A 23,340-nucleotide genomic window follows, 5' to 3' on the forward strand; every position below is an offset into this window, starting at 1 on the left:
CGGGTAAGCGGGTTCGGCAGTCACAGTAGGCCGACCGTGGTCAGAGCTGATGCTGTGTCTGCGGGTTGGGGATGAACGTGTCCGTGTTCGAGGCTCTTGAGGAGCACCCTGTCTTTGGGGACGAGATCGGCGTGGAAGGTCGACCATGTGCGGCACACGCAGCAGACCAGGCCGGTCAAAAACGGGCGTAGTAGGTGCAGATCATGCATGGAGTCCCAGAGATACAGGCTGCCGATTTCTAGGTCGTTCCTGGGCAGGGCGGCCGTCTTGGTCGGCACGACGGGATGATCTCCCATCAGTTCGCGATAGTGCACCTGAGCTGTTTGGGCAAGGCTGTCCCACTGGATCGCGGTGACATGCACGAGAGGCAAGTCGGCAAGGAATCGGGACCGTTCGATGAGCAAGGTCAGATCGGCGAAGGCTTCCGTCACCGCGGGCGGGAGATCGATGGGGTCAAGACGACGAAGATGGGCGTCGTCGTTGCGGCGTTCACTCAGCCGTTGGCGTGCATCTGCGGTGTCCTCGCCTGCAAGCAGGGAACGGATGCCGTGGATGGGGTGCTGATGCGGCAGCGCGCGCAGTTTGCGGCTGCCGGCTGCTTCCTCTAGGACGGCCACCCAGTCGCCGAAGCCGGGGCCGCTGCGCCCGCTGAGGAGCTTTTCCTTGATCGCCGTGGTGGAGCCCAGAGGGATACCGGCTTCCCAGGCGAGTGCCAGCGCGAGCAACGCGCTGTAGCAGAGCAGGATTTCTGCCGCCTCCAGGACTGCGCTGTAGGCCGCCTGTTGATCGCCGGCGCTGATGCGGGCTTCGCTCTCACGCCAGCGGTAGGCAACGGGATAGGGGAAGCGTGTACGCACGGTGTGTCCGAGGTCGTCGAGGAGCGTCGCGGCTTCCACGCGCAGGCGCAGTCCACGGCCCTGGGCGACGATTCTGTCCCGAGCCTGCATCGCTGTCTTGCTGGTGAATGCGGACTCGAGAAGTGTCTCCGCGTCATTGCGCCAGATCTCCAGTCGGTGACGGGCGGCGTCGAGATCGTCAAGTGCCGCGGTCAGGACGTCGTCCGGCTGGGGCACAGGAAGCTCCAGCATTCGCTTCATCGTGATGTGCACGGAGGACCTGCCGACCAGTCTGTCGGCCAGCGGCGTGCGCAGGAACTGGGCGACCAGGCGAATCTGCTGTGGCGTGGTGGTGGCGCGAGGTCTGAGAGCGATCGTCGTGTGAGCGGGCGCGGCGGGGAGATCCTGCTCGGTAACCTCGGCGACGATCAGACCGGGCAGGTCGTTCCGTCCATGTATCTCGCGGACGATGAGATCGCCTGATTGCAGGAGGCACCTGGGCGGGGCTTTCACCCAGTAGCTTTCGTCCGTGGGCAGTGCGATGGAACCGCCACGCAAGACGTCCCGGCCTCCCAGGAGCCGGACGGCACCAGGTTGTTCCTCCGTACTGATCCATTGTGAGTCTGCCGTCATGTTGATACGCGGGACAGCCTCGTAAAGCTCGCCCAGCGCGGTGATGCTGCCGAAGCCGGCCAGGTCGGCTCGCTGCGACACGACGTCCGGATGGTGACGGTCAAAGTCGAGGCTCTCCTCGGTGGGCGGCAGTTTACGGACTACATATCCGTACCGAGTGCTTCCGCCTCCACGCTGCAACAGGACCTCGAAATCCTTCTCAACAGACGCGCCCTCGTCCGTGTGCGGCACCCGGAAGATCTTCATCGGCGGCCGGGATTCCTGCCTGGCCTTCAAAAAGGCGGCTGCCACGATGACAGACTGATGGATCTGCGGGATCACGCCCGTGCCGTAGAGAACGGCCAGCGTATCCCAGTGCTCAGCCAGCGTCGTGCGCAGTTGCGCTGCGCGCGGCGATTCTGAGGTCCAAAGCTCGGCAGGAGTCAGAACTGCCAAGACACTGTCAGCGTTGGCGGGACGGCATGCGCCCAGGACGTCGTCGTAGGCGAAATAGGACGCATTTCGCTTCGCCCTCCCCCCGGTGCCGGTGCGACGCTGCCACGGTGGCACGAGGAGAAGCGGACCCTGCGGCAGCAGGCGCGTAGCGCAGACGCTGAGTTCCTGCCAGGACGGCCCCTGCGCGGCACGCCATGACGAGGGCAACTCGAAACGAGGCTGGTCCTCCTCTGAAGTGGTGGTCAGTACCGTCACCGGGCCCGGCGCCAGATGCGCGAACCCCATCGTGAGCAGTCGCTCAAACGACGGGCTGAGCGGTCCCATACCCTCGGGCATCTCGGCCCCTCCCCCTCGGCTCCCCACCCGGAGGCCGGCAGGTGGCCCTGCCAATTCCCACCCCCGGGTATACAAGCGGTGATCTTACTCAAGGTCGAAAGACGCCGCGGGGTGGACGCGGTGGCGGATGGGGGCATGCGAATTGGGGCCGGTGGCCTTCAGCAGCTCGCTGTGCGCGGCTCGGCGCGGGGCTGTTGAGGATGTGTGGGCGTATCGGCCGCGGTGGCGGGTGTGCGTGCGGCAGGGCCGGTGGCTGCTGGACGTCGGTCAGGGCCATTCGCTGCAGTGCGTCGATGTTGCGGGTCTTGCGGTGGAGTTGAGACGGACGCAGCGTCGGTGGGAGTGGGTGGCGCGGGCCGGGTGGCTTTCAGAGCGGATCAGGGTGAGGTGTTCGCTCCTGTGGCCTGCACCAGTGCCACCAACTCGACCGCTACTACCGGCGGCTCCGCAACACTGAGCAATCAACGCTCATAGTGCGCAGAACTCGGAAACTCGCAGGCCATACCAGCTCAGCCGACGCGACCCACCATTTACCCACCAGTAACATCCAGTGGGTCCCGCTCCCCGAACTGAGCAATACACAGGTCAGCCTCGAAGGACTGCTCACTTTGAGGAAGGCCGCGACAACTGCACGATGCGGCCCTGGTCTGGGTGAAGCCGCAGAAGTTTGACGAGCGGCTGCACCACCAGGGCAAGTTCACGAGCGTCGGCACAAAGGGCGCCCTCGCGCGTCTGCGCGACACGGTGAAGATCGCGAACCCGGTCGACCCGGACGACAGCGCCCTCGAGGCCCTGGTCGATCTGCGCAACCGTCTCACCCACTTCGGCGCCATCGACACCGCCGTCGCGGTCGAGGCACGGGCCATCCCCGTCCTGGACCTGCTGCTGACCTTCATCGACGAGGAGCTGCTGCCCCACGACGACAGCGACGCGGCGGCAGATGCCTGGGAGCTGATGGAGACCATCAGGCCGCTGGTCGGCCAGATCCGCGGCCTGGTCGACCAGCGTCTCGGCCCGCTGGGCGAGAAGCTCGGGCCCGCCAGCGGTCACACGCTGCGCTGCCTGTCCTGCGGCCACTTCGCGGCACTCGTCACCCCCGGCAACGGCGGTGTGCGGCCCGTCGGATGCCTGCTGTGCGGCAAGGCGTACGACGACGTCGCGGAGGTGGTGGACGCCTACGGCGTGGGGAGCTTCTACGCGGCGATCACCGAAGGCGGTGAGCCGCCGGCCTACGAGTGCGCGGAGTGCTCTTCGGGGCAGGCATGCGTCGTGCCGACCCAGACGGCCGACGAGCCCGACGGGCAGGTCCTGCTGTGCCTGTTGGGCGCGCACCCGCTCGGGGGTATCTGTGACTCGTGCCAGCGGGCCGCAGACCTCGATCTGGCCGATCTGTGCAATGACTGCCTGGACATCCGGTACGCCAAGTTCTGACAGACGTGCCGGCAGCCCACGCGGCCGTGCGCCCTGCCGATGCCGGAGCGGTAGTGGCCCTGTGTCATCGCGTGCCCGGTCCGGTAAGCGGGCCGTCAGCTGTGGCGTGGAGCGGTCACGCCGTACAGCCACGGACCTCGTCAGCTCGCCCCGTGGCGCTGGTATTTGGCAGGTGTTTCTTTCCGCGCCCGTGTCATCCTGTCCGGTTGGCCATGAGGCGAGGGAAAGCGGAGAAGACATGGCAGCACGTACGTACGAGCCCTGGCCTGCACCGGTCGTCACGGCGGTGGCCGCGGTGCTCGGCGACACCGCGCAGGGCCTGACCGGGCGAGAGATCGGACAGCTGCTGGCGGCCGTGAGGGTGCCGGACATGGACGGCGGCAACAAACGGGACCGGCAGGCCGGGGCACTGCTGGCGCAGCAGACGCGCCAGCAGGCGTCGAACTGCGTGATCGCGTTCATCACCGCGGCGATGGCCCCGGTGCGCTACGCGCAGCAGCCGCAGACGTTCTCGCGCCGGCAGGACGACCTCAACGAGGTCCTCGTCCACGTCGGGCTGCGGGTCAACGACGAGGGAAAACTCGCCAAGGGCCCGGCAGCGGCCACCCTGAGCGAGGCCGCGCAGCACGCCAGTTCACTGCGGGCCGAGCTGCGCCGCCGCTCCACACATCCGGAGGTGCTGCGCTACTGCACGCTGGAGATCCTGGCCAAGAACCCCTTCCATGCCAGCCTGGAGGCGGTCAAGTCGGTGGCTGACCGGCTGCAGCAGCTCACCGGCCAGCACCTGGACGGGGCGCGGCTGGTCGACGCGGTGCTCATGCCCAGCCAGGGCACGGCCCGGGTGGCCGTCAACGCGAACGTCACCGGGCCCGAGCTGGATGAGCAGAAGGGGCTGGCGAACCTGGTCAAGGGTCTGTTCAGCATGTACCGCAACCCGGCCGCGCACGAGCCGCGGCTTCACCGCACGGTCACCGACGAGGAGTTGCTGGAACTGCTGACCACGCTGTCGATGGTGCACCGGCGGCTCGACGGCGCACACGTCACCCCCTGAGACCAATCGCGCATCACCAGGCCACTGCGCTTGCGACGGCAGATCAACGACACCGGCCGCCCACCGCTTCTCGCCCTCGGCCTCCAGCTGCCGCCGCGCCCCACCGGCCAGCGTTCGCGGCAGCCCCTCGAGGCTGAAGGCGGCCAGCTGCGGCGTCGACTCCGCGAGGGCGGCGCGGAGGACCAAGTCGGTGCTGCAACCACCCGCCTACCGCGCGACAGCTACGCCGCATCAGCAGGCCGTCAACGCCGGTGAGGCCGCTGCCCTGATCGGTTGCGGGAGGATGCCGGAGGCGCGCCGTGGCCGCCGGAAGCCACGGCGGCGGGCGAGTTTGGCAGTGGTGGGATCCTGGACCGGCATGGCGGGCTTCGGCGGTCTGGCGGTGTCGCGTCACGTCCGTGCGGAGGCCCGGGCGCCGGGTCAGGCCGGCTGCGGTGGCGCGCCGGGCGGGCGCCCGAGGAGCTTGTCGAAGAAGTCGGTGATCAGCGGCCGCGCGGTGTCGAGGTCACGCAGTTCGTCATGGCCGAACCGGAACACCTCGTAGCCCCTGAACTTCAGGTCGCGGTCTCCGGCCATCGTCGCGGCGTAGGTGGTGCTGTCGGGCTGGATGCTGCCGTCGGCGGTCCGGCGCGTGTAGTGCTGCATGCCGTCGACCTCAAGGACCATGCGGCGGTTTCCCGGCAGCAGCATGAGGAAGTCCATGCGGAGGTTTTGCAGGGCATGGACGCCACGCTGGCGTACGGTCTTGTGATCCCAGTGGACCCAGACCTCCGGCAGCAGGGCGGGCACGTCGGGGAGGTTGTCCTGGTGGATGTTGTAGTAGAGCCACAGCAGGTTCTTCTGGCCCTCTGACTCGGGGGGCAGGGATGCTTTCATCCGCGCGTACAGGGAGCGGGTGGCTTCCTGCGGGTCAAGGACGTGGCGGGTCTCCTGCCACCAGGTCAGCAGGTCGCGCCCGAGCAGGCCGTCCTTGGTGATGTCGCGGTCGTAGACCAGGACCTGGTCGGCGCGTTCTGCGATCTCGATGTCGTTGTCGAGTGCGTCCGTGAAACGGATGTCCGGCTTGCCCAGGGTGGCGAAGATGACGTTGCGCGGCCGGCGGGCCGGGCCGTGGCCGGGCTGGACGAGGTGGAACAGCGGGTATCCGTCCGATTCCCCTTCCTGGCGCAGCTGCGCGCCGAGCGGCTCCAGGTGGTGGTTGGCCATCTCGACGAAGCGGCGCTGTGCCTGTTCGTCCGGGATGGTCTCGGCTGAGGCCAGTCCTTCGAGGAAGCGGCCGAAGCGGGGATGTGGGGCGCTGAACGCGCCGAGTTCCTCAAAGAGACGCTCGACTGTCCAGTCGTCGCGGAATCGGACCACGTGGCGCTCAATGTCGTCACGCAAGCTGGTGGTAGGAGCGCCCCACTCAGGCAGGTCGCCGCCCAGGTCCCAGATCCACTCCAGCAGGTCTATCAGCCGGTGGGCGTGTTCGAGATGGTCGGACAGGTCGAAGTCCCGGGCGAGCTCCCGTCGGGTGCGGCCGGGTATGTCGACGTGGGGACGTCCGAGCCACAGCAGGTCCTGGATCTGGTTGCGCTGCCAGGCGGGCAGCGGCTGGTGGTCGAGTATCGCTTCGGCGACGCCTGCCAGGTGGCCGTCCGGACATGCCTGCAGGCTGGCGGTCAGCCGCTCGTGCTTGGAATGGCCCTCTTCCGGCGGGGGTGAGGGCAGGCGCAGGCGGTCGCAGAGGGCGGGCAAGTCCTTGTGCCGGGGCGATTGGTAGGAATCGGCAAGTACCTCGTCGATGAGCTCCCGCAACCGTTGCAGGTCCATCTGCTGTGCAGCCATCCCCTGATGATGAGCCAGGCCCGGGCACGGGTCCAGACGCGGCATCTCGCGTTGCCCAGTGCAGGTGGAGGCCGGTAGTAGCCGAAGTGCTGGTTTCCGGGGCCGGGTTCGGCATGCCGCTCTACGGTTGGCTGATGAACCAGGTTGAAATCTGCGAGGACTTGGTGAGCTCCGCCCGGCGGTGGGCGCGGACCTCCATCGACGCCTACCTGGAGGAGCCCCCTGACCAGGACTTCGCGGTGCATCACATGGCCGTGGCCGTCGAGCACATGGCGAAGGCGTATCTGGTGTCCGTCACACCGGGGCTACTGACTCCCAAGAACCCTAAGGTGAGCGATCTGCTGGTGCTGGGCGGCCACGAGGACAAGACAGCCAAGGGCCGGGCCGCGCTGAGGACCGTCGGCGGCGAGGACGCCGTGGACCGGGCCGGGGAAGTGCTGGGCGACAAGCGGCGGCCGGCGCACCTCGATGCGTTGCGGGATGCCCGCAACGGCATCACGCACATGGGGTGGGGCCGTCCGGCCAGTGAGTGCCAGAAACTGCTGGCCTCCGGTGTGACCTACATCGACTCGCTCCTTGCCGCGCTGTCGAGAGAGCAGGAACGGTTTTGGGGGCGGCTCTTCGAGCCGAGCAGACATCTCGTCACACAAGCGATGTGCGAACTAGAACTGCGCTACCAGGCAAAGCTCCGGCAGGCCCGGGAGAACTTCGCGAGGACGACCGATCACCTGTCCGCCGACGAGAGGGCGGCGGTCATCGCCAGCCTGTCGGCTGCGCCCGTGCCCAGCAGATGGCTCCTGCACATCCCTCATCCCTGCCCGGCCTGTGAGAGTCCCGCCTTCGTCAGCGGGCGCGACAGGAGCGGGGACTACGGAGAGGTCTGGTTCTTCCCGCGCCACTTCGGGTGCCGGGTCTGCCGGCTCACCCTGACCGAAGAAGAGGAACTGGACCTCGCGGCCATCAAAGCCCAGACGCTGGACGACGAACCGGAGGTAGATCCGGACTGGGAGCCCGATACCAACGTCCTGTAGGGCCTGCGTGCCCTGGAACACGCACAGGACGCCGCCGACACGTACGTGGGCAACGCTGCTGCCCGATGTTCGCGATCAGGCCGGCCGCCGTCGATCTGTACGCGGTCGGTGTGCACTGGGCACTGGGCGAGGCGGGGCCGCTGGAGGCCGGGAAGAATCGTGAAAGTCGCGGTCCTGAACCCGATGTCCAAGCGCTGTGCCTTCCTGCGCGTCGCCCCGGCCCCGAGCCCCTGAAGCGGATTGTGGAAGAAGAAGTCGAAGTCGACGACCAGCAGCCGCCCCTGCCGCGCACCCGCCATCTGCACCCCCGCAATCCTGACCGACCGGCCCCCATTCTCCACGGCCCAGCCCGGCAGCCATCTCCGTGCGGTGCCGCCGTCCCGCCCCATGGTGCGGTGAAGCATGCGAGCGGCCCGGCAGAGTGACACTTCCACTCTCGCCGCCGATTCGTGCGTCGGAACCGTTCGTCTTCCGAGCTCCCGCCAGTGCTGGTCTCTCAGCAGGGGCTTCGTCACTCGCCCGGACCGGCGCCACTCGCCGGGCCGTCGCAGACAGTGGCATCTCCATGCTCAGGTTCGGGTGCGGGCCGCAGGGTGTCCATGAGGGCCTGGTAGCGGTGAAGGTCCTCGGCCCAGCCGGGGACGACGAGGTACTGGACGGTGCTGAGGGCGATCGCGGCTTCACCAAGGCGTCCGGCCGGGGCAACGCCTCCTACACGGACCCACTGGTCCCACATCACGTCGTCCATCAGCCTCGCCAGGATCACCGGTTCGCTGTCCGCGTGCTTCAGCAGCAGCTCTGCCAGTGTTCCGCTCGCCTTGGTGCAGGCGCGTACCGCCGCGCACAGCCGCCGTTCCTCGGCCGTCTCGACGGCGCGCAGCAGTCCGCGCAGGCCGTCCGCCAGGGGAGAGTGGGCGCGCAGGTCGAGGCCCGCTGTGTCGGCAGCGATGTGGGCGGCGCCGATCCGGTCGAGCTGGTCCGGCGGTCCGCTCCAGACGCTCTTCCAGGCCTCGGTGAGCTCCTCGGGGCTGACGTCGTCCATGCCGCCGATCAGGAGGCGGGCACCGACCTGGACCAGGGCCTTGTCGAAAGGATTGGAAACTGATCGAGGAGCCGGCAGGGCGAGGCCCGCGGCGGCGGGGTGCGCGCGCAGGGTCCCGTCCAGGTCCCGTCCGATGGCGCGCCGCCCGTCCAGCAGCCGGCCGGCCAGCTCCTGCCGGGCGGCGAACGCGGTGTCGCTGTCGCCGTGCGGGATCCGGTCGAGGGTGATGCCTGCCCGGCGCAGGGGCAACTGGAGCGTCTCGGCCACGGCCTGGCGCAGCCGCTGTGCGGTCTGCGGGGTGTCGTCGATCGCCCAGAAGGTCCAGCCGATCCAGCTGATGCTGCGGCCGGCCCTGGACAGTGCGGCGAGCCAGGAGGCCCGGTGGACGATCTCCGGCCGGAGCGAGCCCGTTGCGGGGTCGGTCCACTGCGCGGCCGGAGCCAGCCACCTCTGCCCGCGCCACCGCTCGAATTGGTGCGGGGTGGCGGTCAGTCCGCATCGGGCAAGCTCGGCGGCCAGCAGCATCTCCACGGCGCTGGGCGGTGTGCGGGTCACGGCCGCCTCCCGCGGTCCTGCTCCGCCGCGACGACGCTGTAGACGGCTGCCGCCGCGGTGACGGCGCTAGCCCACGCCTGGCTCTGCGCGGCCAGCACCGCGGTGACGGCCACCAGCAGCAGCACAGGAACTCCGGGATCGGCACCCGGACCGGACAGACGCATTCTGCGCACGCACGGACTCCTCTCAACCAGGGCGGACTGGTTCCTGTGGAGGCCACCCGCCTGTCCACGCCGACCCCAGCGCGCCGGCACCCCCCTATCCCGCCACAACCGCCCCGCCCATATGGGAGAAACCTCGCGGGGTGCCCGGCGGCCGGGCGGCCGGGCGAGGAAGCCGGGATGTCGCCGGGACGCTGCCCAGCCACGTGAGCGGTCCCCGGGGTGCGGTGTCGGCACGAGGACGCCGTCAGGCTCTGTGTAGCGGGCGAAGTCGCCCCCCAAGCGCGCATGCAGGGTGTGCAAGTGAGGGCGGCACTGCCAGACGGACAACGACGCCAGGCGGCGGGGCAGGCGTGGCCCGGACGGACAGCGGCGGGCCCGCATCACAAGTGCGGCCCGGCACTGGCGGGAAGCCGGGCCGCGCTTCACCCGAAGCAGGCGGTGAGGGAGGCGAGGACCCGGTCGCGGTCGACGTCGTCCAAAGACGCCAGGAGCGCAGCGCACTGCGCCAGGACGGCCTCGCTCCGTGGCGGCATCGCATCCTTGTCCCGGACAGCGTCGCTGTCCTGAGCGGCGTCCAACTCCCTCGCCACAGTCCTAAGGCGCTCTCGCAGCACGGTACGGTCGGCTCCACGCGTCTTGTTGGCGTGGCAGTTGGGACACAGAGCGATCATGGTACTCGGGTGATCGCGGCCTCCCAGGGCATGGTCGTCGATGTGGTCGACCTCCAGCAGGTAGCCGCCCGCCGCCGTCCGGTAGGGAAGCGCGGGCAGGAGGCACCACGGGTTCTCACACAAGCCTTCACTGCGCAGCAGAACGGCCTCGCGGGCCTCGCGGTCGCGCACCCGGCGTATGCCGGCGGTGACGGCATGCTCCTGGTGGCGTCCGTCCGCCTCCCGCTCCTCCACCCGGCGTCGCAGCTCGCGGTATCGCTCCCGCCGCGGCACCGTCCGCGCGCGGAATTTGCGGCGGGCGAACGGCTGCGGATGCAGGGGAACCTCAGCGTGCTCCGCGCCTGCGCCTTGGCCCGCGTAGCGAGCAGTTTCCTCCCACCACTGTCGCCACATCCCCGGCATTCGATGCTGCCCGTCGGTGACCGGAAAGCAGTAGACGGGAGGCGGGCGTTCACCGGCCATTTCGGCGGCGATCAGACCTGCCGCGATGGTCTTTCCCACGCCAGTGTGCATGGCCAGCTTGTAGCCCACGCCGAGCCGCCCCAGGACATGAGCTGTCCGGTCTTCTTCGGATGCCGGGCATCGTGCCTGCCGTCCTCGCAGCCAGGTGGGCAAGTCCCGTCGCTCCAGGCCGCCGCTCCCCCGCACTTCTCCCCCTCGGTCTGCTCTCATTGGCCAAGAGGGCAGCTTCTCACCCACCACTGACAGTCGTATGGCTGGTGCGGTGACCGCTGGCCGCCGCACCTCGGGCGACGGGTTGCGGCTCACCGGATTACCGGCATCGAGCCGGGGCCACACACTCGGCCGCGTGAGCGGGCGGGGCAGTGCCTACACCAGGAGGACGGGGACGGCGTCCTCGGTCGTCCAGTCCCCGTCGAACAGTGCGGCGACCAGGCGGGCGTGTTCATCGGGGAGCTCGCCTGCGCGGTGCTTGGTGCGGGCCTTGGCGAGCCATGCGCCGATCTTGACCGTGTCGCCGTCGACGCTGATGGCTTCACGGGCGGCGGGGGCGCGGCCTTCGCGGTGGAGGAAGAGCTCCAGCAACTGGACGGTCTGCTCGAAGGTGCGGCGGGTACGGCGTGCGGGGATGAGCGGGTTGGTCTCGGGCGTCAGGCCGAGGGCGGTCATCAGGTGCTGCTGGCCGGAGTGCAGGGCGGGCCACGTGGTGAGCTGCCGGTGCAGCCAGGAGCCGATCTTCACACCGGCCAGGAGGGTGTCACGGGTGAGCCCGGCCGGGTCGGCGCCATCGGCGAGATGGGCGCGCAGCCGGTGGTATTTGCGGTGCCAGTCCGCGCCGTGGGGCAGGCGCCAGTCGGGGGCGAGGGCACTCAGCGCGTCGGCGCGGGCCTGATCGAGCTGATTCTTGGCGGCGAGGTGACGTTGTTCGGCCAGCCACGCGCCGGCGGGGGTGGTGGCGGGGGCGGCGAGGTGGCCGTGGGTGCGCAGGTAGTCGGCGGCCGCGGCCAGACGGGAGCGCCAGGCGGCGTCGTGCTTGTCCCAGATCATGCCGAGCGCGTCGAGTTCGGCGATCCAGTCCGCCTCGAGGCGGCCGGCTGTCGCGGCGTCGCGCATGGTGGTGATGAAGGTGCCCAGGGTGTAGCCGGTGGGGTCGGTGTAGTCGGCGGGGACGTCGAGGTGGCCGTGTTCGTCGCGGTAGGACTGGGCGGCGGCAAGGCCGAGGCGGCGGGAGCGGGAGACGGCCGGGTCGCGGGGGTCGAAGGAGGTCAGGTCCATGGCGCGGGCGATGCGCTCGGGGTGGACGGTGAAGTCGAAGTGCCAGCGGCGCTCGATGGCGTCGCTGGTCTCCTTCGGGAGGCGGTTGGCCTTGTCGGGCAGGCGTTCCAGGATGCGGTGGTCGTGGCTGGCCAGCGCGCAGGCGATCGCCCACACCGGCTCATACGCGGTGCCGAGGATGTTCTCGCCGTCGGCGCCCGGCGGGACGTAGACGGGGACGATGAGGCTGGCGGTCTTGCCGGACACGTCCAGGCGCAGGGCGCGGCCGAGGGCCTGGACGCAGCGGATGACGCTGCGGGTGGGGTCGGCGAAGACGATGGCATCCACGCTGGGGATGTCGACGCCTTCGGCGATCAGGCGGGAGTTGGCGAGGATCGCGACGTCGGCGGCGCGGAACTCGGCGAAGTTGCGGGCGCGTTGTTCGGGGGTGTGCTCGCCGTGGACGAAGAACAGCTTCGGGTCAATGCCGGGGGTGAGGCCGGGATCCGTCTGGCGGAGCAGGCGCAGGGTGTGGGGCAGTTCGCGGGCGAAGCGGCGCGCGTCGGAGACCAGGTTGAAGTAGACCAGCACCTTCTTCAGGCCGTGTTCGGTCATGGCGCGCAGGACGGCCAGGTGCAGGGCGGTGGTGCGCAGCGCACCGTCGTCTTTCCCGTCCTCGCCGGCGGCGCCCGGGGCCGCGGTGCCGGGGGCAGGCATGTTCAGGCGGCGGCGCAGGTCGGTGTCGGTGAGGGTGGGCACCACGATGCGGTAGTCCGCCGCCCGGCCGTCGGCGACCGCTTGGGCCAGCGGGTATTCGAAGACCTTCTTGCCGTACACGGCCTCGTTGTCCATGGAGTTGGCGAACGCGTCCGCGTCCGGCCCGCTGCGGTGCCGGCGGCGGGGGCGGGTGGTGTCGGCGGACTCGGCGAGCTCGGGAGCGGCGAAGATGCGGGGGGTGGCGGTCATGTAGAGGCGGCGGTCCGCGTGGATCCGCTGGGCGTCGTTGACGGCTGCCCACTTCTTGTCGGCGCGGCCCGCGATCCGGTGCGCTTCGTCCATGACCGCGAGGTCGAACGGCGGCACCGCGTACCCCGTGTTCTGGGTTTCCTCGATCTTGTTCAGGGAGTCGTAGGTGCAGATCACCGTCAGCGCCGGGATCTGGTCCTCCCCCTCCCCCACCACGGACATCAGCCCGCCCAGCGCGTGCGGGTCGGTGGTGGACATGACGCGCGCCGCGACCAGGTCGTCCCGGCCGCTCGTGTCCATGGAGGAGACGATCACCATGTGCTCCAGGTGTCCGTCGCGGCGCCAGGCCAGCGCCGTCTGGGCCGCCAGGTCCAGGGTGGGGACCACGAACAGCACCAGCCGCGCGCCGAGTTCGTCCGCCACCCGGATCGACACCAGCGTCTTGCCGGTGCCCGTCGCCGACACGAACAGTCCTCGTGTCCCGGTGCGCCACAGGTGCCGTACCAGCCGCTTGACGGCCTCGGCCTGGTCGGGGAAGAGCCGCGGCTTCTCGGGACGGCCAGGCCGCGGCAGTTCGACCACAGTCATAGAGCTCTTCCTCGATCCGAAGCGGGCGGCGGCCGGGCCGGGGAGGCGGCGAGGCCACCGAAGAGAGCACCCTCCGGTCGAGCACCCTACCACCCGCGAACGCAATCCGTACGCTAAATAGATGCTGTCCGTACGCGATACGTACGGTTCATGGGGTAGGGTGGGAGCGGAGGTGCTCCCATGTCCGAGTTGTTCGATGCGGTCGATGCGCTGGTCGCGTCCCGGTCCCCGCTGCCGCCCCCGGCGGAGCGCAAGCGCCTGCGCCAGGCCCACGCGCTCACCCTGGACGAGGTGGCCGCCGCCCTGGACGTGCGGCGGGCAACGGTCAGCGCCTGGGAGTCGGGCAGGACCGAGCCGCGGCCGCCGCAGCGGGAGCCGTACGCGCGCCTGCTCAAGCAGCTTGCACGGCTCTACCCCGCCGCCGAGAGCACCGCCGCCCCGCAGGAGGACACCCCGGCACCGAAGACGTTCAGCGGCCCGGTGCCCACGGCGCAAACCGGGCGCGCGGGCGGGGCTGTTGAGGCTGGGGCCGTGAGAACGCCCGGCGCCGCCCCGTCTGCTTCGCCTGCAGCCGCTCACGCACCGGCCGCCGCATCGCGTCCGGCGCGGGCCGTCCGGCCGCCGCGGGGATCACGCCGCCCGGGCGCGCCGAAGGCCGCTGCGGCCGGCGCTCCCGCGCCTGGCGGGGCGTACGCGCACGGTCCGCTGCTCGTCCTCGACGCCGACGCCGAGCGGAATGTGACCGGCTACGGCATCGGCGGCCTGATCCTGGACGTGCCCGCCAAGTCGCTGCCCGCGCTGGTGCAGTGGGCGCTGGCCGAGGCGCAGCTCGGGGCCGAGAAGCTGCACGGCTCGGGCAGGGACGCCGACCCGCTGCTGGTGCTCACCGGGGCGGCGTGCGAGCGGTACGGCCTGCCCGCCACGCTGTCCGAGGCCGAGCGGCTGGCCGGGCGGCTCGGGGACGGGCACAAGGTCATCAAGCAGCTCGACCGCGCGAACTGGCAGCTCACCCGGCGCGGGTTCGGGCCGTGGGCGCGGATCTACCGCCCCGCTCAGGGCAGCCGCCGGCAGTGCGTGCAGTTGTGCATCCCCTCCTGGCACGCCCTCGACGACCGCGCCTGGGGCCATGCCGCCCACCTGGAACCGGTGGAACTCGCCCGGGTGCTGGGTGTGTACGCGACGCGGGTGATGACACCGGTCGGCTCCACCGCCGTGACGGGGCTGGAGCTGATGACCGCGCTCACCCCGCCGACCCGCGCAAGCGAGCCTGACGCGGACGGCCATCGGCATGCCGAGCACCGGCCCGGCTCGCTGGGCACGCAGCCGATGGACCCGGCGCCGTGTGAGGCGACCGACGGCCACCCTGTTCTGGCCGGCCTGCCCCGGTTCCACGTGCGCGGCCCCGGCGAGAGGCTGTTCGAGGAGGCCTACGACTGGGCGCGGGATCTGACCGATGCCGAGTGCATGCAGCGCTACCTGGTCGGTCTCGATGTGAACCTGGCGTTCGGTGCGGCCGCGAACGGGGCGGTCGTCGGCCTGGCATCGCCGCCCGTGCACGCCACCAGCCCGGTCTTCGATGCGGCGCTGCCCGGTTCCTGGCTGGTCGACCTCTCCCACGTCGACCTCTCCAGGGTGAAGGTCGGAAGGCAGTGGCGTGAGTTCGACGCCGCGTTGCTGCCCAGCCCGTTCACGCCGACCGGTCAACGCCCCGAGGGTCCGGCCTGGTACGCCACACCCACCGTGGCGTACGCCGTCGAGCTCGGCTACGACGTCGCCCCGCTTGAGGCCTGGGTGCGCCCGGAGGGCGGCCGGTTCCTGGACGGCTGGTACAAGCGGCTGCGCAACGCCTACGTCGAGACCATGGCGGACCTCGGCGTGGGCGAGAAGCTCCTCCCGCACCAGTTCCTGGAGGCGATGGACGGCTACAAGCAGCGGGATGCGGAGCTGGCGATCGTGGTGGACGCCGTCAAGATGACCGTCAAGGGCGGCATCGGAAAGCTGCAGGAGAAGGCCCGCGGCGGCGGCTGGAAGCCGGGGCAGGCCTGGCCCGCCCTCACCCGCCCGACGTGGCGCCCGGACATCCGCGCCACCGTCATCTCCCGGGCCCGGATCAACATGCACCGCAAGATGCTCCACTTGGCGGCGGCCACCGGCCGCTATCCGGTCGCGGTCCTCTCGGACTGCGCCGTGTACGCCGCCGACGGCTCCAGCCCGCTTGACGTCCTGCCCTACGACGCCGACGGCAAGACCGTGCCGGGCAGCTTCCGGCTCGGCGTCAGTCCGGGCATGGTCAAGCACGAGGGCAGCCAGAGCGTGCTGTGGGGTGCCAACGTGCTCGAGCAGCTCGGCGCCGAGGGCAAGGTCGCCAATCTCGCCCGCTACATCAAGACCGGCGAGGTCAGTGCCAAGGACACCGGAGAGTAGGCGGCGATGGTCACGGTCGCAGAAGAACTCGACAAGGCGGTGCAGGGCGCGTTCACGCGCCCTGCACCCAAGTCGGCCGGGGCGCAGATGCGCTACCTCGTCAAGAAGCACGGCGGCAGGACGAAGCCGGTGGCCGAGTTGCTCGGCATCAGCCAGCGCACCGTCGAGCGGTACGTGAACAACCAGATCAAAACCCCCCGGCCGCAGCTCGCCGACCGCCTCGAACGCGAGGTCCGCGCACGCTGGCAGCCGCAGATCACAGCCCGGGCGAAGCAGGCCGCGGCCACCACGAGCGGCATCATGATCGATGTCCAGGGGCGGTTCGGCTACACCGCCGCCCCCGGCACCACCGACCAGGCCCGCGTGCGTCACCTCACCCTCGCCCTGCCGCCCCGCCACGCCGCCCGTCTCCTCGAAGCCCAGGAGGCCGGTGCCGACGAAGACCGGCTCCGCGAGATCGCCGCCGAAGCCCTGGGCGAGGTCTACTTCCGCGACAACGGCCGCCGCGCCCACGGCCTCGAAGTGGAACTCACCGACCTCGTCGACCTCCAGTTCGAGCTGTAGCCGGTCAGGGCGCTGGACAGGAAGCAGGACATGGCGTCAGGGAAAGCTGTGGCAGCAGGGGCGTTGCGGACCGTGCCGCTGGCCGGGGAGCTGACCGCGTCACTGATCAACCGGGCCGCGGACCGCTACGGTCTGGCGGCCGCCCACGTGCTGCGGCTGTGGACGTGCCGCAACTCCCCCACCCGGCACGACGGCGGCGGCCTGCGAGCCGATGCGGAGGTCGTGCTCAACGAAGCCGGGCGGCGCGTGCTCGCCGAGCTGTGCGGGGTTGAGCCCCAGGTGCTGGCGCGCGCTTTGCCGGCCTTCACCGTGCAGGACGCAGAGATCAGCACCGGCCGGGAGGCTGCCGTGGCGCAGGCGCGGTGGCGGGCGGCGGTGGCGGTGGCGGGGCCTGCCGCGTTCGGCTGCCGGTTGTGCACCGCGCGGCGCACCGGGCAGGCACTGCGGGCGGTGCGGTATCTGCCGCGCTGGCGGCGGGTGTGCGTCCGGCACGGACGCTGGCTGCTGGACGCGGACGCCGTAGGCGGCGCGGCTGGCCAAGCAGGAGCAGGTCGAGCAGATGAAGGCCGAGGCGCAGCAGCGGACCGGCGAGGTGCAGGCGCGCCAGGCAGCGTTGGACCGGGTGCTCGTGGACCGCTCCCTCGGCCTGCGTGATCACCGTGAGGCTGTGGAGCGGGCGCTGGCCGGAGGGGCGACGGCGTTCGTGGAGGCGGTGGAGGGCGTGCTGGCCGGGTGCGGGTATCCGCCGGGGCTGCGCCGGGCGTGGCGGCTGGCCTATGCGCCGGAGTCCCGTGAGCTGATGGTGGATGTGGACCTGCCCGGGCAGGACGTGATCCCGTCCGCGACCGGCTACCGGTACAAGGCCGCCGACCCACCGGCGGTGGTGCCGCAACCGCGGAAGGAAGCGGACACCAAGGACCTGTACAAGCAGCTCGTCGCCCGCCTCGCGCTATGCGCTGTGGACGAGGTCCTCGCCGTGACCCCGCCTGCCCTGGTCAGCTCGGTGGCGTTCAACGGGCACGTGCAGGCCAAGGACCGGGCCACCGGCAAGGGCATCCGCCCGTGCCTGGTCAGCGTCCGCACCGAACGCGGCACCTTCGACGAGCTCGTGCAGGAAGAAACCCCTGCTCATCGAGCAAGGGTTCCGTTTGCCACAACGCACTGACAGCCTGGCGGCGTCTGCGGGACTGGACCGAGGCCGGCGTCTGGTTCCGCCTGCACGAAATACTGCTCACCGAGCTGAGGATCAATGGCGGCCTGGACGTGGATGACTGCGCAGTCGACGGCTCTCAGAACCTCTTGCACGTCGACTCAGGGCGGGCCATTCAGGCGGCATGTTGGTGGTCGGTGCCACCGGTGTTCCCAAGAAGGAGCATCGCTTGGTCATCGGTTTGTCTTGCACGCATCCGGGCGCGGATCTTCAAAACCGTTCAGGGTCAACCACCGACCATGACGGGTCAGACGCCTACCGCCCTGCGCCCCCAGGTCGCTTCCGCCGCGGGCGGCAAGACGGCTGGCGAATTGTCTTAACGGTGCAGGTGCCCGGGCCTGCCGGTGTGGGCAGGATGCAACGAGTCCAGCCGCCAGGCGGGTTGGGGGAGAAGGGGGAGCGGGTGCGGATTCAGGTACGGGTCGATGGGGTGCGGCAACAAGAAGCCGAGCTGCGCTCGTTGCAGGGCTGGTTGCGGCGCGAGCCAGCAGCGCGCGGGGAGAATGTCTCGCTGGGCGGCAAGGCCCCCGAGCCAGGTTCCATGGGGCAGTTGATTGATGTCCTGGAGTTGGTGACCGGTAACGGCTGGAGCGCGGCGTCATTCGTGCTGTCGCTGGTCGCATGGCGGCAGACCCGGCCCCGGCCAGCTCGGGTGGTGATTCGACGTGGCGATGTCGAGGTGAGTCTGGCAGAGGGGACGGACGAGGAAGTGCGGCGAATCGTGGCCGCGCTCGAGCAGGCGGACAGCACGCCGCGGTCCGCATCGTGAGCGCGCTGCCCAATCCGGTTATGTCCTGGGCCGTGCTCGTCGGTGTCAGCCGCTACACCCGGCTTGAGCCGCTGCCAGCGGTGGCCAACAACCTGCCCGAGCTAACAGCCCTGCTGACGAGCCCGCTCTCTTGGGGTCTGCCGGCTGACCATTGCACGGTGGTTGCCGAACCGGCCACCGCACCAGCCATGCTGGATGCCGTACAGCATGCCGCAGAGCTCGCCGAGGACACCCTGCTCATCTACTTTGCCGGGCATGGGCTCCTCGACAGCCGCGGTGACCTCTACTTCGGCCTGCCCGATGCGGTCTCCGGTCGCAGCCACACCGGCGTCACCTACCAGGCCCTGCGCGAAATCCTGACAGACTCACCGGCACAGCGGTTCGTCATCGTCCTGGACTGCTGCATGAGTGGACGGGCCCTGGGACTAATGGGTGGCAGCGACCAGCTGGCGGACCAGGCCGAGATCGAAGGCAGCTACCTGCTGGCGGCAGCACCCGACAACGGCCTGGCCTTGGCCCCGCCCAATGCCGCGCATACTGCATTTACCGGCGAGTTGCTGCGCATCCTGCGCCAGGGCATCCCCGGCCAGGCCCGCGACCTGGACTTGGACCTGGTCTACCGACAGCTGCGCACGGCGCTGGCGGCGCAAGGTCTCCCACAGCCGCAAAAACGTGTCCGCAACACCGCCGGACGGCTCATCCTCGCCCGCAATCAGGCCTACCTGCCCACACCGGCCAGCACTCTCGCTGACCCTACAGGAGCTGAGTGGCCCGACCCGGAACAGTGCCACACCCCGCACGCCTTCCTCGACGCACTCGTCGAAGTACGCGCAGTCAGCGGCCAGACCATCAAAGCTGTCAGCCAGCAGGTCGACCCGCCCATGTCCCCTGCCGCCATCAGCGCCCTCCTCAACCGCACAACCCTCCCCCGGACCTGGAAGACCACGGCCCTCTACCTCGCCGCCTGCGGCGTGCCCTCGGACCGGATCCAGGCGTGGAAAGACACCTGGCACAACCTGCGCACCACCGAACATCTGGCACCCACTCCCCCGCCGACCGGCGACACCCCAATCCGTTCGCGTGGATGGCGGCCGCGTCTGCCGGGGGGAAGGAGGCGCAACAGACCGTGAGCGCGTCTTGCAGCGTGTGAGGCGTCACCGCCGCAGGACGGCACGACGGCGGTGCGATGTCACCGCCCCGCCGAGGACGAGGATGTGGGCGAGGGCTGAGGCGTCGTGCCGCTGGCGTCCGACCCGTGGGAAAACAAACCCAACCAGGCCCCCACCACCAGCAGTCCGACCACTACCACACCCGTAGCGGACTTCTTCACCTGCCTCGTCTTACCTGACGACCGGTTCACCCAGTGCCCTGCCCGGTAGTACCGACCCGAACGCCCCGCCACGTCCAACACCCCCGAAACCCATGACATATGACGGCGGATCACCCGCCATCCGGCCACAGAGTGTTGCAGCCACACGGCCAACCGAGCAGTAGATGAACCAGAATTGGCCGATACACGCCATTACCTACCGTGGCGTCACCGCACGGTCGTCCAACCCGTGGGACACATGGACAGTTCTGGTGCCGCTGCGACGCGGAAGACCCGGAAGGGGCCGCGTCCGCCCCGTGCGATACAGACCCGACCCGCCTGACCCGCGCCCTGCAGCGTCACACCTTCCGCCACACACGGAGGAGCAGGACATGACCGCAGAAATCCGGATCGCTCTCGCCACCGCTCTCTTCGCCCTGACCGCACTGATCACCAGCCAACGCCGACCTGGCACGTCAAAGACGCGGTGGACGTCTCCAACGCACGGTACCGGCAGACCCTCGACAAGTTCGAGCCGGGCGGGTCGCAAAAACTGGCATCAACGGCGCGCCCCCGAAGTCGAAACCCAGCTCACGGTGACCGGTCGCCGACGGTCCGCCTCAAAGAGACGCTGTGTGTGTTCCACCGGTACGAGGGTGAGCTGCGTATCCGGAGCGAGCCCAGCGACGAGCCCGGTAAACGGCCTGTCGAAACACGCGGACGTATCCGGCGTACTGGCAGGCCCACTGGCTGATGTGGTCCTTGAACATCGCTGCGTCCATCACCTGGTCCCGTCGGCCCGCGCAGGCCGCAGCGGTGCTCACTGATAGACCACGGCGATGTCCGTGGAGTGGAAACTGCTCGCGCCGGTGGGACGGTAGTCGATGGTCCAGGTGCTGCTGGTGGTATCGGGCCCGCCGAAGAGATCGCCGTGGGGGCATCCGAAGGACATGGTTTTGCCGGCGATGGCGACGCCGGACCCCTGATAGGAATCGCAGACCTGTCCGTCAGAGAGCACGATCTTGAAGGGGAAGGGCTGCTGTTCATCCATGTCGCCGGTATCAGGCAGTGCCTCGGTGAGGTCGATCTTGAAGACCTTGCCGATGGCGCCGGAGGTGGGACACAGCACGGCCGGGCTGAGGTCATTGGGCGGGCTGAAGCAGGGATCCTTCAGTTCGCTGCCGACGATGCACCGATAGGCGTCAGAGCGTACGGCCGCCTGGGAGGACGCAAAGCAACTGCCGTCGGCACTCGCGACGACGCGGACGTCGTCAGCGGGCTCGCCGAACGTCCAGGGCGTGTAGGTATTGACCTGGGTGACAGGGCGCGAAGACGGCGTGGGGGCGGACATGGCCAGCGAACTGGTTGCTGCGGGCGGCTTCCTTGATGGCGAAGTGGGTGCGGTGGAGGCGGCCGCCTGAGCCTGCGTGGTGGAGCCAGCACTGTGGCGGACGGGGGGTGCAGACGGTGTCAAGGCATGGCCGGCTGCTGGCGACTGACGGGAGAGGGCGTAGGCGACCAGCGTCGCCGAGAGGGCGCCTGAGAGGGCGGCGGTGATAGCGGCCTTGTGCCACCAGCGCATGCCGCGGCTGGCCGGCGTGGCAGTGCCTGGATAGGTGTAGGACGCGGTGAGCGGGGCCGGCTCCCGCAGCAGGCGGGGCAGGTCCCTGCTGAGGGGTCGTAGGCGTGGATCGGAGCGGAGGGCTGCGCTGACCGCGCGCACAAGGTGAGGCGGAAGTCCGCTCAGATCCGGTGTGGTGTGCTGGATACGGTAGGCGAGCGCTTCGGCAGGCCCAGTACCGAAGGGGTGACGTCCCAGGGCGGCAGAGGCGACCACGAGCCCCCACGTGAACACATCGGCCGCAGGACCCGCGGTTCCGGTGGCCAGCTGCTCGGGCGCCAGGTATCCGGGGGTGCCCAGCCTCCAGCCGGTACGGGTCACCGCGGTGGCGTCGGCCAGCTGCGCAATGCCGAAGTCGATCACTTTCGGGCCGTCCGCGCCCAGCAGCACGTTCGACGGCTTCAGGTCGCGGTGGACGATCCCGGCCGCGTGAATCGTCTCCAATGCCCGCGCCAAGGCCTCCGCAAGCCGCGCGACATCCTCTGCGGGCAGAGGGCCAGCCTCCAGGCGCTCGGCGAGGGAACCTCCGGAAACGTACTCCGTGACCAGATACGGCATCTCCCCTGCTGTGGGCAGGTGCACCACCTCGACCACGTGGGGGCTGCTGACTGCGGCAAGAGCCCGGGCTTCACGATGAAAACGCTCTCTGAACACCGCGTCATCCGCGTACTCCGAGCGCATGATCTTCACGGCAGCTTGCCGGCCCGCATCGTCCTCGCCCAGATACACCACGCCCATCCCACCGGCTCCCAACCGGCCCAACAGCCGGAAACCACCGCAGGTACGCGGATCCTTCTCCCCCAACTCCTGCAACACGCTTCACCCCTCACTACAGCGCCACCCGCACGGCAGCGCTCCCCACGCACATCATGGCCCACACAGCGCACCATTGAGTCACCCGGAGCCCAGCTCTGTGAGCAGGCCGCTGCGCCCCCTGGATGGGTCACGCTCATCTGGCAGCGCAACAGGCCCGGGGCCTTGCGCAGCCGGGTGCGCGAGCTCTGGAGCGGGCAGCTTTTCGGTCAAGGACAGCAAAAACAAAGAAGGCTCTGCGGCCTTGGTGGACGGGGGGTTAACCGCCCGGGTTCTACCGCCGCCACCTCGAGCTGGGCGGGTCCACCGGAATATCGCCGAAGTGGCGAAGCTCTGGCGCCGCAGCGGACGTGCAGCGCGCTGTCGGTGGCGGCGAACCCGACCCTGAACCCCGGCCTGGTCGGGGTTTGGTGTCAGGAGACCTGCTGCTTCTCTCCCATGGGCTCCTCTGCGGCCCTCTCCAGATACTGCCGTCGTTCCACGTCGGTGCTCGACAGGTAAGCGTCCAGTCCAGCGGCCGCCAACGGGGAGAGGACCTCCGTGTCAGGCCGACCGTGGAGGCGGAGCAAGACGTGGTCGTCGGCGACGAGGCAGTCGGTGTAGGGCAGGGTGTGTGACAGCAGTCGGGCGAAGTCCTCGCAGGCCGACCGCACATGGACCCGGTCAAGGCCGAGCCAGACGTGCAGCGCGCCGTTCTGAACGGTCAGTTCGACGTCGATCCGAGCGCCGGCTGCCTCGGCCGCCTCACCGCACCACCTCAGGGTCTCGTGCAGCGCGCCGAGATGGAGGGGCAGCGGGAGGAAGTCCTCCTGGCGCATGTCGTCGCGCACCGTCACAGCGGTACGCGGCGCCTGTTCGCGCCACCAGTCCTGCACGACGTCGCGGATCAATGCGGCCCACGATCCACTGCTCATCGCGCGCCGCACGGCGTCCGCCGAGTGGCGCCGGATCATACTCGCGGCGTCGGTCCCCTGGTCGGCCGCCATCCGGCGCAGCAGGGACCGGGGCCCCAGGCGGGTGTCGTCGAGCACCCGCCGGTACAGCTCGCGCAGTGTGTCGGGTACGGCCTCGGTGTCCGGCTCGAGTAGGGGTCGGACGCGTTCGGTCCAGGCGAGGAACGCGTCGGGGTCGCCGATGGTGAGGATGCGGGCGCGCTGGCGTTCCGATGCCGGGCCGAGGCCGTCGAGTTGGGCACGGAGGCGGAGCGGCAGACTCCGTGGGTCTGACGGTCGCCGTCCGGGCTGCCGCACGCGGGCCAGCCGTCGCTCTCGCTGGTGTTCCTGTCGCGATTGACCGCAGCACGCCGCTGCTCTTCGACAGCGCCGATTGCTTGGGCCACTCCGATTGCTCT

Annotated in this window: 17 protein-coding genes and 1 pseudogene; 10 read left to right on the forward strand and 8 right to left on the reverse strand. The window is 69.7% G+C overall.

Annotated elements, in window-relative coordinates:
• Nucleotides 1-20: 20 nt before the first annotated feature.
• Nucleotides 21-2,240, reverse strand: coding sequence for a hypothetical protein (locus tag ACFYXB_RS35815; RefSeq protein WP_389589212.1), 2,220 nt, complete (start codon nt 2,238-2,240; stop codon nt 21-23).
• 651 nt (nt 2,241-2,891) lie between these two features.
• Here ACFYXB_RS35815 and ACFYXB_RS35820 point away from each other — a divergent pair.
• Nucleotides 2,892-3,671: a hypothetical protein gene (locus tag ACFYXB_RS35820; RefSeq protein WP_389589213.1), complete on the forward strand. Its 780-nt coding sequence runs from the start codon at nt 2,892-2,894 to the stop codon at nt 3,669-3,671.
• A gap of 238 nt (nt 3,672-3,909) precedes the next feature.
• Nucleotides 3,910-4,722, forward strand: a complete 813-nt coding sequence (locus tag ACFYXB_RS35825) for a TIGR02391 family protein (RefSeq protein WP_389589214.1) — start codon at nt 3,910-3,912, stop codon at nt 4,720-4,722.
• Nucleotides 4,723-5,142: 420 nt separating this feature from the next.
• On the opposite strand, the gene ACFYXB_RS35830 is transcribed toward ACFYXB_RS35825, so the two are convergent.
• Nucleotides 5,143-6,549 carry a hypothetical protein gene (locus ACFYXB_RS35830; protein ID WP_389589215.1) on the reverse strand — a complete coding sequence of 469 codons (1,407 nt, stop codon included), beginning with the start codon at nt 6,547-6,549 and terminating at the stop codon, nt 5,143-5,145.
• 134 nt (nt 6,550-6,683) lie between these two features.
• Here ACFYXB_RS35830 and ACFYXB_RS35835 point away from each other — a divergent pair, with 134 nt between their 5' ends.
• Nucleotides 6,684-7,580 (forward strand): hypothetical protein, encoded by an 897-nt coding sequence (locus ACFYXB_RS35835; protein WP_389589216.1) that lies wholly within the window; start codon nt 6,684-6,686, stop codon nt 7,578-7,580.
• A gap of 511 nt (nt 7,581-8,091) precedes the next feature.
• Here the strand turns inward: ACFYXB_RS35835 and ACFYXB_RS35840 are convergent.
• The 4 genes from ACFYXB_RS35840 to ACFYXB_RS35855 all read right to left on the reverse strand — a co-directional run bounded on the left by ACFYXB_RS35840 (nt 8,092) and on the right by ACFYXB_RS35855 (nt 13,279).
• Nucleotides 8,092-9,177, reverse strand: coding sequence for a hypothetical protein (locus tag ACFYXB_RS35840; RefSeq protein WP_389589217.1), 1,086 nt, complete (start codon nt 9,175-9,177; stop codon nt 8,092-8,094).
• The gene (locus ACFYXB_RS35845) at nt 9,174-9,350 is read right to left on the reverse strand and encodes a hypothetical protein (RefSeq protein ID WP_389589218.1); all 177 of its coding nucleotides are present in this window, start codon (nt 9,348-9,350) and stop codon (nt 9,174-9,176) included. The genes ACFYXB_RS35840 and ACFYXB_RS35845 overlap by 4 nt, the downstream gene beginning before the upstream one ends.
• A gap of 413 nt (nt 9,351-9,763) precedes the next feature.
• Complete coding sequence (locus tag ACFYXB_RS35850) at nt 9,764-10,525, reverse strand: HNH endonuclease (protein WP_389589219.1); 762 nt, start codon at nt 10,523-10,525, stop codon at nt 9,764-9,766.
• Nucleotides 10,526-10,840: 315 nt separating this feature from the next.
• Nucleotides 10,841-13,279 (reverse strand): Helicase associated domain protein, encoded by a 2,439-nt coding sequence (locus tag ACFYXB_RS35855; RefSeq protein WP_389589220.1) that lies wholly within the window; start codon nt 13,277-13,279, stop codon nt 10,841-10,843.
• Between the two features lie 180 nt (nt 13,280-13,459).
• On the opposite strand from ACFYXB_RS35855, the gene tap reads away from it, so the two are divergent.
• From tap to ACFYXB_RS35890, 7 genes and pseudogenes are all read left to right on the forward strand, one after another.
• Nucleotides 13,460-15,703 carry a telomere-associated protein Tap gene (gene tap, locus ACFYXB_RS35860; protein ID WP_389589221.1) on the forward strand — a complete coding sequence of 748 codons (2,244 nt, stop codon included), beginning with the start codon at nt 13,460-13,462 and terminating at the stop codon, nt 15,701-15,703.
• Nucleotides 15,704-15,709: 6 nt separating this feature from the next.
• Complete coding sequence (gene tpg / locus ACFYXB_RS35865; protein ID WP_389589222.1) at nt 15,710-16,267, forward strand: telomere-protecting terminal protein Tpg; 558 nt, start codon at nt 15,710-15,712, stop codon at nt 16,265-16,267.
• A gap of 30 nt (nt 16,268-16,297) precedes the next feature.
• Nucleotides 16,298-16,921 (forward strand): TniQ family protein, encoded by a 624-nt coding sequence (locus tag ACFYXB_RS35870; protein ID WP_389589223.1) that lies wholly within the window; start codon nt 16,298-16,300, stop codon nt 16,919-16,921.
• A complete protein-coding gene (locus tag ACFYXB_RS35875) occupies nt 16,827-17,432 on the forward strand; it encodes a hypothetical protein (protein ID WP_389589241.1) in 606 nt (201 codons plus the stop codon). Before ACFYXB_RS35870 ends, ACFYXB_RS35875 begins: the two co-directional genes overlap by 95 nt.
• A pseudogene (locus ACFYXB_RS35880) lies at nt 17,423-17,557 on the forward strand (IS5/IS1182 family transposase); the annotation flags it as partial. The gene ACFYXB_RS35875 and the pseudogene ACFYXB_RS35880, both read left to right, overlap by 10 nt.
• A 323-nt stretch (nt 17,558-17,880) precedes the next feature.
• Entirely contained in the window at nt 17,881-18,246 is a 366-nt protein-coding gene (locus ACFYXB_RS35885) for a hypothetical protein (protein ID WP_389589224.1), read from the forward strand.
• Nucleotides 18,243-19,376: a caspase domain-containing protein gene (locus tag ACFYXB_RS35890; protein WP_389589225.1), complete on the forward strand. Its 1,134-nt coding sequence runs from the start codon at nt 18,243-18,245 to the stop codon at nt 19,374-19,376. Before ACFYXB_RS35885 ends, ACFYXB_RS35890 begins: the two co-directional genes overlap by 4 nt.
• A gap of 999 nt (nt 19,377-20,375) precedes the next feature.
• On the opposite strand, the gene ACFYXB_RS35895 is transcribed toward ACFYXB_RS35890, so the two are convergent.
• Nucleotides 20,376-21,992, reverse strand: coding sequence for a serine/threonine-protein kinase (locus ACFYXB_RS35895; RefSeq protein ID WP_389589226.1), 1,617 nt, complete (start codon nt 21,990-21,992; stop codon nt 20,376-20,378).
• Nucleotides 21,993-22,402: 410 nt separating this feature from the next.
• Nucleotides 22,403-23,239, reverse strand: coding sequence for a hypothetical protein (locus ACFYXB_RS35900; RefSeq protein ID WP_389589227.1), 837 nt, complete (start codon nt 23,237-23,239; stop codon nt 22,403-22,405).
• Nucleotides 23,240-23,340: the final 101 nt, after the last annotated feature.

The organism is Streptomyces sp. NPDC002619 (assembly GCF_042889305.1).
In the GTDB taxonomy this organism is placed as follows: Bacteria; Actinomycetota; Actinomycetes; order Streptomycetales; family Streptomycetaceae; genus Streptomyces.

Bases quoted from the DNA above. Each gene is read 5' to 3' on its own strand.
- ACFYXB_RS35830 (WP_389589215.1), bottom strand. From the start codon at position 6,549: ATGGCTGCACAGCAGATGGACCTGCAACGGTTGCGGGAGCTCATCGAC.
- ACFYXB_RS35815 (WP_389589212.1), bottom strand. From the start codon at position 2,240: ATGCCCGAGGGTATGGGACCGCTCAGCCCGTCGTTTGAGCGACTGCTC.
- ACFYXB_RS35875 (WP_389589241.1), top strand. From the start codon at position 16,827: ATGAAGGCCGAGGCGCAGCAGCGGACCGGCGAGGTGCAGGCGCGCCAG.
- tpg (WP_389589222.1), top strand. From the start codon at position 15,710: ATGGTCACGGTCGCAGAAGAACTCGACAAGGCGGTGCAGGGCGCGTTC.
- tap (WP_389589221.1), top strand. From the start codon at position 13,460: ATGTCCGAGTTGTTCGATGCGGTCGATGCGCTGGTCGCGTCCCGGTCC.
- ACFYXB_RS35855 (WP_389589220.1), bottom strand. From the start codon at position 13,279: ATGACTGTGGTCGAACTGCCGCGGCCTGGCCGTCCCGAGAAGCCGCGG.
- ACFYXB_RS35870 (WP_389589223.1), top strand. From the start codon at position 16,298: ATGGCGTCAGGGAAAGCTGTGGCAGCAGGGGCGTTGCGGACCGTGCCG.
- ACFYXB_RS35850 (WP_389589219.1), bottom strand. From the start codon at position 10,525: ATGCACACTGGCGTGGGAAAGACCATCGCGGCAGGTCTGATCGCCGCC.
- ACFYXB_RS35825 (WP_389589214.1), top strand. From the start codon at position 3,910: ATGGCAGCACGTACGTACGAGCCCTGGCCTGCACCGGTCGTCACGGCG.
- ACFYXB_RS35835 (WP_389589216.1), top strand. From the start codon at position 6,684: ATGAACCAGGTTGAAATCTGCGAGGACTTGGTGAGCTCCGCCCGGCGG.